Origin of the sequence: Rhizobium sp. BK418 (genome assembly GCF_004341105.1) — a bacterium.
In the GTDB taxonomy this organism is placed as follows: Bacteria; Pseudomonadota; Alphaproteobacteria; order Rhizobiales; family Rhizobiaceae; genus Rhizobium.
Genome location: NZ_SLZK01000007.1, coordinates 229,574 through 243,042, shown reverse-complemented (window position 1 = coordinate 243,042; position 13,469 = coordinate 229,574). Strand labels below are relative to the sequence as shown.

10 protein-coding genes are annotated in these 13,469 nt (G+C 60.3%); 4 read left to right on the top strand and 6 right to left on the bottom strand.

What is annotated here, in order from left to right; translation table 11 throughout:
* Positions 1–1,164, bottom strand: coding sequence for a FecR domain-containing protein (locus EV281_RS25535; RefSeq protein WP_132657060.1), 1,164 nt, complete (start codon positions 1,162–1,164; stop codon positions 1–3).
* Between the two features lie 242 nt (positions 1,165–1,406).
* Here EV281_RS25535 and EV281_RS25530 point away from each other — a divergent pair, with 242 nt between their 5' ends.
* The 4 genes from EV281_RS25530 to EV281_RS25515 are packed head-to-tail and all read left to right on the top strand — an operon-like array spanning position 1,407 to position 6,545.
* On the top strand, positions 1,407–2,660 hold the full coding sequence (locus EV281_RS25530) for a sarcosine oxidase subunit beta family protein (RefSeq protein WP_132657059.1): 1,254 nt from the start codon (positions 1,407–1,409) through the stop codon (positions 2,658–2,660).
* A 12-nt stretch (positions 2,661–2,672) separates the two neighbouring features.
* Positions 2,673–3,014 (top strand): sarcosine oxidase subunit delta, encoded by a 342-nt coding sequence (locus tag EV281_RS25525; protein ID WP_132657058.1) that lies wholly within the window; start codon positions 2,673–2,675, stop codon positions 3,012–3,014.
* A complete protein-coding gene (locus EV281_RS25520; protein ID WP_132657057.1) occupies positions 3,011–6,004 on the top strand; it encodes a sarcosine oxidase subunit alpha in 2,994 nt (997 codons plus the stop codon). The genes EV281_RS25525 and EV281_RS25520 overlap by 4 nt, the downstream gene beginning before the upstream one ends.
* Positions 5,997–6,545, top strand: coding sequence for a sarcosine oxidase subunit gamma (locus tag EV281_RS25515; protein WP_132657056.1), 549 nt, complete (start codon positions 5,997–5,999; stop codon positions 6,543–6,545). Before EV281_RS25520 ends, EV281_RS25515 begins: the two co-directional genes overlap by 8 nt.
* A 15-nt stretch (positions 6,546–6,560) precedes the next feature.
* On the opposite strand, the gene EV281_RS25510 is transcribed toward EV281_RS25515, so the two are convergent.
* The 5 genes from EV281_RS25510 to glgC all read right to left on the bottom strand — a co-directional run bounded on the left by EV281_RS25510 (position 6,561) and on the right by glgC (position 13,468).
* Entirely contained in the window at positions 6,561–7,049 is a 489-nt protein-coding gene (locus EV281_RS25510) for a MaoC family dehydratase (RefSeq protein WP_132657055.1), read from the bottom strand.
* A gap of 89 nt (positions 7,050–7,138) precedes the next feature.
* The gene (glgX, locus tag EV281_RS25505) at positions 7,139–9,109 is read right to left on the bottom strand and encodes a glycogen debranching protein GlgX (protein WP_132657054.1); all 1,971 of its coding nucleotides are present in this window, start codon (positions 9,107–9,109) and stop codon (positions 7,139–7,141) included.
* 12 nt (positions 9,110–9,121) lie between these two features.
* Positions 9,122–10,753 carry an alpha-D-glucose phosphate-specific phosphoglucomutase gene (locus EV281_RS25500; RefSeq protein WP_132657053.1) on the bottom strand — a complete coding sequence of 544 codons (1,632 nt, stop codon included), beginning with the start codon at positions 10,751–10,753 and terminating at the stop codon, positions 9,122–9,124.
* Positions 10,754–10,759: 6 nt separating this feature from the next.
* The gene (gene glgA / locus EV281_RS25495; RefSeq protein WP_132657052.1) at positions 10,760–12,202 is read right to left on the bottom strand and encodes a glycogen synthase GlgA; all 1,443 of its coding nucleotides are present in this window, start codon (positions 12,200–12,202) and stop codon (positions 10,760–10,762) included.
* Between the two features lie 3 nt (positions 12,203–12,205).
* The gene (gene glgC, locus EV281_RS25490; protein ID WP_132657051.1) at positions 12,206–13,468 is read right to left on the bottom strand and encodes a glucose-1-phosphate adenylyltransferase; all 1,263 of its coding nucleotides are present in this window, start codon (positions 13,466–13,468) and stop codon (positions 12,206–12,208) included.
* Position 13,469 lies beyond the last annotated feature (1 nt).

Genomic DNA, 13,469 nt, shown 5'->3' with positions numbered 1-13,469 from the left:
TCAGCGATTACGGTTCCAGCCGCCGCTCCAGTTCCGGCTTCCGTTTCCGCCCCAGCCATGATCCCGGTCATGGCCACGATCCCGATCACGATCCCGGTCGCTTCCCGCGCTCTGCTGGTTGTCGGTCGTCTGGCTTTCACCACTGCTGCTGTCCTGCCTGCCAGGCCTATCCTGATTGTGATCTGCCCTTTCCGTGTGGTTTGGCCTGTCGTCGTGTCTGTCCGCATGATCGGACCATTCGTGCCGGTCCGGTCTTCCATGATCGTAATCGTGGTCGTCTCTATCGTCCCTATCCTTCCAGCCGTGCCAACCGTGCCAGCCATCCCTAGGTTTGTCATGGTGGGGCTTGTCATGATGCGGCTTATCGTGGTCCGGTTTTTCCGGCTGTTGCTTCGGCGGATCATCCTGCTTCAATGGTTGCGGAGGCGGCGCGGGCTCCGGATTTCGCGGACGGGGTTCTTCGCGAAGCCGGTCTTTGCGCTCGGGCACGACTGAAGCCATCCGGCAACCGCCGAGCAGGCCAAGGCCGCCTGTCAGACTTTGATTGCCAGAGAGGAAAGGGAGGGCGCGCTGGTTGCCCAATCTCTGCAGCACGCTACTGTTGACGGGTTGCGCATCCGTCATGTTGCCGTTCGGCCGTGCAATGACGCAATCGCAACGCTGCTGCAATTGCCGACAGCCGCCTGGACCGCAGAAGCTGGCCGCGCCATTCAGCAACACCACGGCGGTCGTACCGTCGGGGCCGACATAGAAATCAAAGGCGGTACCGCGTACGCCAATCGTGCCGGCCGGTGTCTGGATCTGATAGGCAGAGGATTTCGAGTTGCCGCTGACCCAGCGGAACGTGCCTTTGGCCGCCTTGATCGAGAGACGTTTGACGGAGTCGTCGTCGTCGAACACATATTTATCAATGACGACGGAAGAACCCCAGCCGACGGCCAGTTTGGTGCCGTCGCGGAATATGAATTGGCCTAGCCCCGATTGGGAAGTGCGGATGCGCTCGTCGCGATGGACCTCGTCATTGACGATAATCGGACCGCTCTGTCCCGTCACTTCGGTTCTGATGAGGGTTGCCTGACCGACGGGTTCGGCTGCGTGTGTAGGCCATGCGCCTGACAGCGCAAGGCAGAAGCCCGCGATCCATATGCAGCGCCAACCCAACATCTAACACCCCACATACAAGGAATATTAGCATCTTCGACTGGGCGCTTCTGCCTGCCCTGTTGGGTGAGAAAAGGATTATGCCGCACCTGCGAAGGAAGATAGCAGCCAATGGTCGCGGTGCACCTGGCGTCGTGTCAAAACAAAAGCTCTTTCACGTCGCAAAAGAACCGTTGTGCCGCATTTCGATTTGCGATTTGTATGGCCACGACGAAAATGCCTTTGCCTGAAGGAGATGATGGCGGATGCGGAAATATTCGGTTTTTGCCGTAGCGCGGGAGGCTCTGCGCGGGCACAGGGGCTGGGAAAAACAGTGGACCTCGCCGGAGCCGCGACGCGAATATGAGGTGATCATCATCGGCGGCGGCGGGCACGGGTTGGGCGCGGCCTACTATCTCGCCAAAGAACATGGCATCACCAACGTGGCGGTCCTGGAAAAAGGCTGGCTCGGCGGGGGCAATACCGGCCGCAACACCACCATTATTCGCTCCAACTATCTCTACGAAGAGAGCATGCACATTTATGAGCACTCGATGAAGCTCTGGGAGGGGCTGTCGCAGGAGCTCAATTACAACGTCATGTATTCGCCCCGCGGTGTGATGATGCTGTCGCACAATGTGCACGACATGCAGAGCTTCAAGCGGCATATCCACGCCAACCGGCTCTACGGCATCGACAATGAGTGGCTGACGCCGGAGCAGGCCAAGGCCTATTGCCCGCCGCTCGATATTTCGGCGACGGCGCGCTACCCGATCAATGGGGCCGCATTGCAGCGCCGCGGCGGCACGGCGCGCCACGATGCAGTTGCCTGGGGTTATGCGCGCGCGGCCTCCGACCGCGGCGTCCACATCATTCAGAATTGTGAAGTCACCGGCATCCGCCGTGGTCCCGACGGACGCGTAACCGGCGTCGAGACCAACAGAGGCTTCATCGGCGCGAAGAAGATCGGCGTGTCGGCCGCCGGCCACACGACGACAGTCATGAAGATGGCGGATGTGCGCGTGCCGCTGCAATCGAGCCCGCTGCAGGCACTGGTCTCCGAGCCGCTGAAGCCGATCTTCCCCTGTGTCGTCATGTCGAACACCGTGCATGCCTATATCTCGCAGTCCGACAAGGGCGAGCTCGTCATCGGTGCAGGCACGGACCAATATAATTCCTATTCCCAGACTGGCGGTCTGCAGATCATCACGCATACGCTCGATGCGATCTGCGAGCTCTTTCCGATGTTCCGCCGCGTGAAGATGATGCGCCAGTGGGGCGGTATCGTCGACAATACGCCTGATCGTTCGGCTATCCAGTCGAAGACTCCGGTTCCCGGACTTTACGTCAATTGCGGCTGGGGTACCGGCGGTTTCAAGGCGACTCCCGGTTCGGCCAATCTCTTTGCCCATCTGATCGCCCGCGACGAACCGCACAAGTTCAACGCCGGGCTGACGCTGGAGCGGTTCCGCACCGGCCGGCTGATCGACGAGGCGGCTGCTGCCGCCGTTGCGCACTGACGCGAGGACAACATGCTGCTGATCTACTGCCCTTACTGTCAGGAAGAGCGCTCGGAGCTCGAATTCCGCGGCGCCGGCGATGCCCACATTGCCCGGCCGGCCGATATTGCCTCGATCTCGGATGAGGAATTCGAGAAATATTTCTTCCTGCGCGACAATCCGAAAGGTCTGATCTTCGAGCGCTGGCGGCACATACATGGCTGCGGGCGCTTCTTCAACGCGGCTCGCGATACCGTGAGCGACAAATTCATCATGACCTACAAGGCCGGCGAGCCGAAGCCTGATATCGGAACTGCGGCCGAACCGCATGCGCCGGTGGAAACCTATGAAGCTGTGGAAGGAGAGGCGCAATGAGCGGTGCAAACCGTATCGCCGGCAAGGGCCGGCTGACGCCCGCCAAAACCGCGCGCTTCACCTTCGACGGCAAGAGCTATACGGCGCTCGAAGGCGATACCGTTGCCTCGGCCCTGATTGCCCATGGCGTACATCTCATCGGCCGATCGTTCAAATATCATCGCCCGCGTGGCATTCTTTCGGCCGGTGCCGAAGAGCCGAATGCGCTGATTGATGTTGCGCGCGACAGCGCCCGGAAGCAGCCGAACGTCCGAGCGACCGTGCAGGAAGTCTTCGACGGCATGATCGTGGCCTCGCAGAACCGCTGGCCCTCGCTTTCCTTCGATGTCGGTGCCGTCAACAATCTTTTCTCGCCGTTCTTCGCGGCCGGCTTCTACTACAAGACCTTCATGTGGCCGCGGGCGGCCTGGAAGCATGTCTATGAGCCAATGATCCGCCGCGCTGCCGGCCTGGGAGTTGCTCCCACCGAAGCCGATCCGGATCATTATGCCAGCCGTTATGCCCATTGCGATATTCTTGTCGTCGGTGCGGGCATCGCCGGGCTTTCGGCAGCATTGGCCGCTGCCGAGGCCGGTGCGAAAATCATCCTCTGCGATGAGCAGGCGGAGGCCGGCGGCGCTCTGCGCTTTGATACCGGTGTGAAAGTAGACGGGCTCGACGGCTATGCCTGGGTGCAGAAGACACTTGCACGGCTGAAGGCAATGGACAATGTGCAGGTCCTGACCCGCACGACGGCCTTCGGCTATTACAACCACAATTTCGTCGGCCTTGTCGAACGGGTCACGGATCATATCGCTCGTCCGGCCCGTGACCTGCCCCGCGAACGATTGTGGCAGGTCCGCGCCAAGCGCGTCGTGCTTGCGACCGGTGCGATCGAGCGGCATATGGTGTTTCCGAACAACGATCGGCCGGGCATCATGCTCGCCTCAGCCGGCCGCATGTATCTCAATCACTATGGCGTTGCCGTCGGCCAGAAGGTGGGCGTCTACACCGCCCACGATTCCGCTTACGAGGCCGCTTTCGACCTGAAGCGGGCAGGTGTATCGATCGCCGCCATCGTCGATAGCAGGCAGACGCCTGGGGCGGCAGTGCTTGCCGAGGCCCGTGCGCTCGGCATTGACGTGCTGACCGGCCAGTCAGTCGTCAACACATCAGGTGCTCTTCGCATTTCCTCGATGACGGTAGCGCGTAATGGCGGTGGTTCGCCGCGCAAGATCAGCGTCGATGCACTGCTCGTCTGTGCCGGCTGGACGCCTTCCGTTCATCTCTTCTCGCAGTCGCGGGGCAAGGTCGCTTTCGATGCTGGGACGCAGCGTTTCCTGCCCGGCACCTATGCGCAGGATTGCCTGTCCGTCGGTGCGTGCAACGGCACGGACGGACTGCAACAGACCGTCGAAGAGTCGCTTGCTGCGGGTGAACTGATGGCGCAGGCCGTCGGCAGAGAGCCGGGCGGCAAGATCGGGATTTCCGTCGAGCAGGCCTTCGATTGGACGGGCGGCATGATCGGTGCTGCCGAAGGCGCCGGGCCGGACACGAATGCGAAGGCCTTCATCGATTTCCAGCACGATGTCTGCGCCAAGGATATCCGCCTCGCTGTGCGCGAGGGGATGCATTCGATCGAGCATATCAAGCGCTTCACGACGAACGGCATGGCCTCCGACCAGGGCAAGCTTTCCAACATGCATGGTCTGGCGATCGCCGCCGAAACGCTTGGCAAGGATATTCCGCAGGTCGGTCTCACCACATTCCGCGCGCCCTATACGCCAGTGACTTATGGTGCGCTGATCTCGCATTCCCGGGGGCCGCTGTTCGACCCGACGCGCAAGACGCCGCTGCATGCCTGGGAAGAAGCGAAAGGCGCAGTCTTCGAGGATGTCGGGAACTGGAAGCGCGCCTGGTTCTATCCGCGCGCCGGCGAAACGATGCATCAGGCCGTTGCCCGCGAATGCCGCACGGCACGCGAGGTCGCCGGTATCTTCGACGCCTCGACCCTCGGCAAGATCGAGGTCGTCGGGCCGGATGCCGCGGAATTTATGAACCTCATGTACACCAACGCTTGGGATACGCTGAAGCCGGGCAAATGCCGCTACGGCATCATGCTGCGCGAAGACGGCTTCATCTATGACGATGGCGTCGTTGGTCGTCTGACGGAAGACCGTTTCCACGTGACGACCACAACCGGTGGGGCGCCGCGCGTTCTCAACCACATGGAAGACTATCTGCAGACGGAATTCCCGCATCTGAAGGTGTGGCTGACCTCTGTGACGGAGCAATGGGCCGTTATTGCGGTACAGGGGCCGAAGGCGCGCGAGATCGTGGCGCCGTTGGTCGAAGGTCTGGATATTTCCAACGAAGCATTCCCGCATATGAGTGTTGCCGAGTGCAAGGTGGCTGGCGTTCCGGCGCGCCTCTTCCGTGTTTCCTTTACTGGCGAGACCGGCTTCGAAATCAACGTCCCGGCCGATTACGGTCAGTCGGTGCTGGAGGCCGTCTGGTCGAATGCCGAGCCGCTCGGTGCCTGTGTCTATGGCACGGAAACCATGCATGTATTGCGCGCCGAAAAAGGCTACATCATTGTCGGCCAGGATACGGATGGCACGGTGACGCCCGACGATGCGGGGCTCTCCTGGGCGGTCTCAAAGAAAAAGCCGGATTTCGTCGGCATTCGCGGGTTGAAGCGCCCCGATCTCGTCAAGGAAGGCCGCAAGCAACTCGTCGGTCTTGTGACGAAGGATGCGAAGCTGGTGCTGGAAGAGGGTGCGCAGATCGTCGCCAATCCGAACCAGCCCAAGCCAATGACGATGCTCGGTCACGTGACCTCGGCCTACTGGTCGGAAAATTGCGGCCGCTCGATTGCTTTTGCACTGGTTGAAGGTGGCCGCAATCTGATGGGCGAAACGCTCTATGTGCCGATGCCGGATCGGACCATTCCGGTCGAGGTGACGGATCTGGTGTTCTTTGACAAGGAAGGAGGCCGTATCCATGGCTGAAGTCGCAATTCGCAAGCCGGCTCTCTTCGGTCTCCTTGCCGGTTCGGCCACGGCGCGCCTGACGGTCACACCGACGGCAAGCCGCATTTCGCTGCGCGCGCCGGCTGATTCCGTACCGGCACTTTCTTCCGCGCTGGGGCTGGATTTGCCCACGATGCCCAAGACTTCCGGCCGTGCTGAAGGACGTTCGGCGCTCTGGCTCGGGCCGGACGAGTGGCTCGTTATCGATGAGGCTGGTTCGGATCTCCCTGCGCTTCTTTCCGGTGCCGGAGTTCTGCATTCGGCCGTCGATGTCTCCCACCGCAATGTAGGCATCATTGTTTCCGGACCGGGTGCAGAGGCTACGCTGTCTGCCGGCTGCCCGCAGAATCTCTCTCTGGAGATTTTCCCGGTGGGCGCCTGCACGCGGACGATCTTCGGTAAGGCCGAGATCGTCCTTTTCCGTACTGAAGACGATACGTTCCGGGTGGAATGCTGGCGGTCGTTTTCGGACTATGTCTTCGGGCTGCTGGCCGAAGGTGCTGAGGATGCCGGCCATTAAGGCTCGCGAAGAATCTTATGCGTCTTCCGGACGATCCTTCGGATCGAACTGGATGATGGTGATCCAGCGGGCGGTCAGCGCCGGCTTCTTCTCGTTCTCGATTTCGATCGAGACGTCATAGGTCGTCATCAGCATGCCGGCGCCGCGGAAACGGGCGTCCGAGAGCACGAAGTGGCCGCGGATGCGCGTGCCGCTCTTGACCGGCGACATGAAGCGGACCTTGTCGAAGCCGTAATTGATGCCCATCGTCTGCTCGCGCACCTTGGGCAGGCAATTGTAGTTCATCGTCGATAGCAGCGAGAGCGTTAGGAAGCCATGAGCGATGGTGCCGCCGAAAGGGCTTTCGGTTGCTGCACGGACGGGATCGACGTGAATGAACTGATGGTCGCCAGTCGCCTCAGCAAAAGCATCGATCATCTTCTGGTCGACGAGAATCCAGTCAGATAATCCTGTTTCCGTACCAACCAGCCCTCGGACCTCCGAGAGCGAAATTTCCATGACCATGCATTCCTCGTAAAACAACCGCAGCCTCAAAGCCTTATCGCGCATTTATGACGATTGCGACAACGATTCGCGGGGGCAGCTGGCGTGGATCAATTTTCCACGAAAAAGGCCACCGAACGCGGCTCAACTGTGGCACGGGCGCCGACTTTCCGCTCACCATCCAGTAAAATCTGACTCCAGTTTGTTTCGCCGGCTGAGGGAAGCGTGAAGAGTTGGTGCTGTTCGGAACGGTTGAACAAGACAGCGAGGCGAATCTGCCCGCGGGAGGAGCGATCGTGAGTCGCAAGCACCATGCCGAGGGTGGACAGCGAGGGTGTCTCCCATTCGCCTACGATCATCGGCTCACCGGAGAGCGAAATCCATTCCACATCACCGTTTCCGGAAAAGAACGTAAGGTCGGAGAAGACCGAGAAACGGCGGCGAAGTGCGGCGATGAAGGCTGTATAGGCGATTAGGTCTTCGTCCAGCAGTTTCCAGTCGACCCAGGTAATTTCATTGTCCTGGCAATAGGCATTGTTGTTGCCGTGCTGACTTCGCCCGCCCTCGTCGCCGGCCGTCAGCATGATGCTGCCGCGGCTGGCAAACAGGGTGGAGAGGAGTGCCTTGACATCAGCCTTGCGGCGTTCCCGGATGACGGGATAGGCGGTTTCGCCTTCGACGCCATTGTTCCAGGAATGGTTCTCGTTGTGGCCGTCGCGATTGCTCTCGCCATTCGCCTCATTGTGCTTGCCGCTGTAGGAGACGAGGTCCATGAGCGTGAAGCCATCATGGGCAGCAAGGAAATTGACGCTGCGGGTTCCTTTTCCGTCGTTGGCTGAGAATATGTTCGACGAGCCGGCCAGCACGGTCGCGAGCGAACCTGTCTTCCAATCGTCACCGCGCCAGTAGCACCTGATGTCATCGCGGGCGCGGTCATTCCATTCCAGGAAGGGCGCCGGGAAATTGCCGAGCTGATAGCCGCCGGAGCCGATATCCCAGGGTTCGGCGATCATGATGCGATCGCCGAGCAGGTCGTCGGCCAGCATCGCGGCCAATGTACCGTTCCGGTCGAAGCCATTTGCAGTGCGTCCGAGAATGGGTGCGAGATCAAAACGGAAGCCGTCGACTCCGGCATTGCCGACGAAATGGCGCAAACTGTCGATAATGAGCCGTTGAACATAGGGATGATCACACGCGACCGTATTCCCGGTTCCGGTATCATTGACGAGCACGGATGGCCGGTCCGGCATGTGACGATAGTAGCTGAGATTGTCGATGCCGCGCAGCGACAGCGTCGCGCCGTAGCGGTCGCTTTCGCCGGTATGATTGAAGACGAGGTCGAGGATAACGGCAATGCCTTCGTCATGCAGCTTCGCGACCGTATCCCGCAATTCAGCGATGCCGCCAGGCACGATGCGCGGATCGAGCGCCATAAAGGCAACGGGATTGTAACCCCAGCCATTCGCCAGGCCGAGCGGCGGCAGGTGGCGCTCATCGATCCAGGCGACAATCGGCATTAGCTCGACGGCATCGACGCCGATGCGTGTCAAGTGAGCGACAACAGAGGGGTGGGCCAGAGCAGCGACCGTGCCGCGCAGAGCTTCCGGCACATCCGAATGCAGGATGGTGAAGGGTTTGACTGCCACTTCATAAATAAAGCCGCCCGGTTTGAAGAGCGGCTCTCGGATTTTGACGGGTAAGTCTTTGGTGACGACTGACTTCGGCACCAGGTCTTGCGTATCTTCGCCAAAGATGCCGAGGCGGGGATCGTAACGGAAGGGTTGGTCGACCGCCTTGGCATAGGGATCGATCAGGAGCTTCGAAGGATCGAACCAGAGGCCGTTGTCTGGAGCGTACATGCCGTCGGCGCGATAGCCATATCGAGCGCCTTCCTTCAATCCGTCGACGAAGAGCCGGAAGACATGGCCGCTGTCGCGGGCCATGGGAAGCCTTGCGTATTCCTTGCCATCATCGTCGAAGAGACAGAGATCAATCTGCGCCGCATGATGCGACCAGACAGCAAATTCAACGCCCGTCTCGAAGACGATGGCGCCGCCCTGTGCGGAACTATTGCCCCTCATACGCCCCCCGGATCAGGTGATCACGGTCGGCTCGTTGCGTCCCGTGCGCTCACGAATATTGGCGATGCTTTCCGCGGCCGCGATCAGATCGGCCAGCGCTTCCTGCGTCTCGATGTTGTGGCGAGTCGAATCCGGCTCGTAACGCTCGATATAGACGCGCAGGGTTGCGCCAGACGTGCCGGTGCCCGACAGGCGGAAGACGACGCGGGAGCCGCCCTTGAACAGGACGCGGATACCCTGATGCTCGCTGACCGACTTGTCGACCGGATCGTTATAGGCGAAATCGTCCGCCTTCTCGACGATGAGATCGCCGAAAGTCTTGCCGGGCAGGGTCGTAAGCTGGCTGCGCAGATTGTCGATCAGGCCGTTGGCGGCATCGCTATCGACGCCTTCGTAGTCGTGGCGGGAATAATAGTTGCGGCCGTAGGTCTGCCAGTGCTGGGTGACGATTTCCTGCACGCTTTCACCGCGTACGGCCAGGATGTTCAGCCACAGCAGCACGGCCCAGAGGCCGTCCTTCTCGCGGACATGGTTGGAGCCGGTACCGGCGCTTTCTTCGCCGCAGATCGTTGCCATCCCGGCGTCGAGCAGGTTGCCGAAAAATTTCCAGCCGGTCGGCGTTTCGTAGATGCCGATACCGCGCTTTTCAGCCACGCGATCTGCCGCACCTGACGTCGGCATGGAGCGGGCAATGCCGGCGAGGCCGCCGGAGTAACCAGGCGCCAGGTTGGCGTTGGCGGCGAGGATCGCCAAGCTGTCGGACGGGGTGACGAAAATGCCGCGGCCAATGATAAGGTTGCGGTCGCCGTCGCCGTCAGATGCGGCACCGAAATCTGGCGCATCCTCACCCATCATCTCGTCATAGAGCTCCTTGGCATGAACAAGGTTCGGGTCTGGGTGATGGCCGCCGAAATCCGGAAGCGGCATGAAGTTGCGCACCGAGCTCGAGGGAGCGCCGAGGCGGTTCTCGAAGATTTCCTTGGCATAGGGGCCGGTGACGGCGCTCATGGCGTCGAAGGCGACGCGGAAGCCGAGGCTGATCAGGTTGCGGATCGCGCCGAAGTCAAAGAGCTCTTCCATCAGCGCGGCATAGTCCTCGACCGGATCGATAACCGAAAGGATCATGCCGCCTGGCAGCTCTTCCTTGCCGATGCGGTCGATATTGACGTCGGCGAAGTCGGCGATCTTGTAGCTTTCAATCACCTTGGAGCGGGCGAAGATCGTGTCGGTGATCTTTTCCGGCGCAGGGCCTCCGTTGCTGGCATTGTACTTGATGCCGAAGTCTTCAGTCGGGCCGCCCGGATTGTGGCTGGCCGAGAGGATGATGCCGCCGAAGGCCTTGTACTTGCGGATGATGTTGGACGCTGCCGGCGTCGACAGAATACCGCCCTTGCCGACCATGACTTTGCCGAAGCCGTTGGCGGCGGCCATCTTGATCGCCTTCTGAATGACTTCGCGGTTGTAGTAGCGTCCGTCGCCGCCGATGACCAGGCACTTGCCCTGATAGCCTTCCAGGGAATCGAAGATCGACTGGATGAAGTTTTCCGCATAGTTCGGCTGCTGGAAGACCGGAACCTTCTTACGCAGGCCCGATGTACCGGGTTTCTGGTCCTGGTAGGGCGTGGTGGGAACGGACTTGATCATTTTAGGTCACATGCCTTTCGAGACGAGGCTGGTATACAGGGCAACATAACGTTCGGCGCTCTTCTCCCAAGAGACATCCGACTTCATGCCCTGCTTTTGCAATTGGGTCCAGACTTTTTGATCCGCATAGAGGTGCATGGCGCGGCGCAGTGCCTGTAGCATGCTTTCTTCATTTACCGGCGCGAATTGTATGCCTGTCGCCACCTTTGCCGCAAGTGCAGCATGATTGGCATCGATCACGGTATCGTTGAGACCGCCGGTGCGCGCCACGATCGGCACGCAGCCATAACGCAGGCCATAAAGCTGGGTGAGGCCGCAGGGCTCGAAGCGCGATGGAATGATGATCGCGTCGCAGCCAGCCTGCATGAGATGCGACATCGGCTCGTTATAACCGATAGAAACGCCGATGCGGCCAGGGTTGCGGGTGGCAGCGGCGAGCAACGCGCCTTCGAGGGCCGCTTCGCCGGAGCCGAGCACGACGAGCTTCCCGCCCATCGTCGCGATCTCGTCGGCGGCGCTGGCGACAAGATCCATGCCCTTCTGCCAGGTCAGGCGGCTGATGACGCAGAAGATTGGCGCGTCATCGTGGTCGAGATGGAAGAATTCTTCGATGGACCGGCGGTTCTCGATGCGGTTCTTCAGCGTCGTCGGGCCGTAATGCGTGTGGACGACCGGATCAGTCGCCGGATTCCAAATATCGGCGTCGATGCCGTTAACAATGCCATGCAGCACGTTTCGGCGGCTGGCGATGACGCCTTCCAGGCCCATGCCGAATTGCGGGGTCAGGATTTCCTCGGCATAGGAGGGGCTGACGGTGGTGATGGCTGTGGCAGTCTGCAAACCGCCCTTGAGGAAACCGACAGTGCCGTAATATTCGATGCTTTCGGTGGCAAAAGCATGAGGCGGTAAGCGCAGGCCGGGGAAAATATCGGCGCCGAACTGACCCTGGAAAGCGATGTTGTGGATTGTCAGAATGCTCGGCTGTTCGGGCGTCGGATAATAACGCATGTAGACCGGTACCATTGCGGATTGCCAGTCATGGGCATGCACCAGATCGGGTCGCCAGCCACGCAGCAGGCCGGCGGCGATCTCGGAGCCTGCCAGCGAAAGAGCGGCGAAACGGCGCCAGTTGTCAGGGTAGTCCTTGCCGGTCGTATCGAGATAGGGACCGCCGGGGCGGTCGTAATAAGCAGGCGCATCGAGCACGAGAATATCGAGGCCCTGATGCTCCACCTCGAGCAACCTTGCCGGCTGGCCGAGCAGATCCGAAAATTCCAGCCGAAGGACCGGATTCTGCAGGAGTTTCATGACGGCGGGATAGCCGGGCATGAGGGTTTTGGTTTCGATGCCGAAGGATTTGAGGGCTATGGGCAGGGCGCCTGCCACATCGGCAAGGCCCCCTGTCTTGATCAAAGGGAAGACTTCGGACGAAACCGAAAGAACTTTCATAAGTCAAATATCCAGCTTGTCGATCATCGGTTGCGTGATCAGGCAAATACCGCTTTCCGTCCGTCTGAAGCGCCGTGCGTCGAGTTCTGGATCCTCGCCGACGACAAGACCTTCCGGGATGATGACACCGTGGTCGATCACAACGTCTTTGAGTTGTGCGCGCCGACCGATCTTCACGTTGGGCAGGATAACCGCTCCTTCCAGCTTGGAGTAGGAATTGGCCCGTACACCTGTGAAGAGAAGGCTGCGGTTGAGGCTCGCACCTGAGATGATGCAGTCGCCGGCAACGACGGAGGAGGTTGCCGAACCGCGGCGGTCTTCGTCATCATGGACGAATTTCGCCGGCGGCGTGATCTCGGCATAGGTCCAGATCGGCCAGGCCTTGTCATAGATATCGAGAGCCGGGACGATCGCCGTCAGGTCGATATTGGCCTGCCAATAGGCATCGATCGTGCCGACATCGCGCCAGTAGGGCTCGTGTTCGAAATCGGAGCGGACGCAGGACTCGGCGAAGCGGTGAGCGACCGCCTTACCGTGCTCGACGATATATGGGATGATATCCTTGCCGAAATCTCGGCTGGATGTCGGGTCGGCGGCGTCGCGGCGCAGCGCTTCCAGCAGGAACTTCGTATGGAAGACATAGATGCCCATGGAGGCCAGCGCAAAATCCGGCTTGTCCGGAATGCCCGGCGGATCGGCCGGTTTTTCAATGAACGCGAAGATCTCGTCCTTCTCGTTGACGTGCATGACGCCGAAGCCGGTTGCCTCCATGCGCGGCACTTCCAGGCAGCCGATCGTCACGTCCGCGCCGGAATCGACATGCTGCTGGAGCATGTATTCATAGTCCATCTTATAGACATGGTCGCCGGCGAGAATGACCATGTATTCGACGCCGTAATCCTCGATGATGTCAATGTTCTGATAGACGGCGTCGGCGGTGCCTTCATACCATTGCGTTTCGGAAACGCGCTGGGAGGCGGGCAGGATGTCGAAGCTCTCGTTTCGCTCGGGGCGGAAGAAGTTCCAACCGCGCTGCATGTGGCGAATCAGTGAATGCGCCTTGTACTGCGTGGCGACGCCAATGCGGCGGATGCCGGAATTCAAAGCATTGGACAACGCAAAATCAATGATACGGGCTTTGCCGCCGAAATAGACGGCTGGCTTGGCACGCCGATCGGTCAGTTCCTTGAGGCGGCTTCCCCTGCCGCCGGCGAGAACATAGGCCATTGCATCGCGGGCAAGTGGCTGAATGCGTCTTTCTACCATT

What these genes read in the sequence shown, in the direction of transcription:
- EV281_RS25535 (WP_132657060.1), bottom strand. Translation starts at nt 1,164, where the DNA reads ATGTTGGGTTGGCGCTGCATATGGATCGCGGGCTTCTGCCTTGCGCTG.
- EV281_RS25530 (WP_132657059.1), top strand. Translation starts at nt 1,407, where the DNA reads ATGCGGAAATATTCGGTTTTTGCCGTAGCGCGGGAGGCTCTGCGCGGG.
- EV281_RS25525 (WP_132657058.1), top strand. Translation starts at nt 2,673, where the DNA reads ATGCTGCTGATCTACTGCCCTTACTGTCAGGAAGAGCGCTCGGAGCTC.
- EV281_RS25520 (WP_132657057.1), top strand. Translation starts at nt 3,011, where the DNA reads ATGAGCGGTGCAAACCGTATCGCCGGCAAGGGCCGGCTGACGCCCGCC.
- EV281_RS25515 (WP_132657056.1), top strand. Translation starts at nt 5,997, where the DNA reads ATGGCTGAAGTCGCAATTCGCAAGCCGGCTCTCTTCGGTCTCCTTGCC.
- EV281_RS25510 (WP_132657055.1), bottom strand. Translation starts at nt 7,049, where the DNA reads ATGGTCATGGAAATTTCGCTCTCGGAGGTCCGAGGGCTGGTTGGTACG.
- glgX (WP_132657054.1), bottom strand. Translation starts at nt 9,109, where the DNA reads ATGAGGGGCAATAGTTCCGCACAGGGCGGCGCCATCGTCTTCGAGACG.
- EV281_RS25500 (WP_132657053.1), bottom strand. Translation starts at nt 10,753, where the DNA reads ATGATCAAGTCCGTTCCCACCACGCCCTACCAGGACCAGAAACCCGGT.
- glgA (WP_132657052.1), bottom strand. Translation starts at nt 12,202, where the DNA reads ATGAAAGTTCTTTCGGTTTCGTCCGAAGTCTTCCCTTTGATCAAGACA.
- glgC (WP_132657051.1), bottom strand. Translation starts at nt 13,468, where the DNA reads ATGGTAGAAAGACGCATTCAGCCACTTGCCCGCGATGCAATGGCCTAT.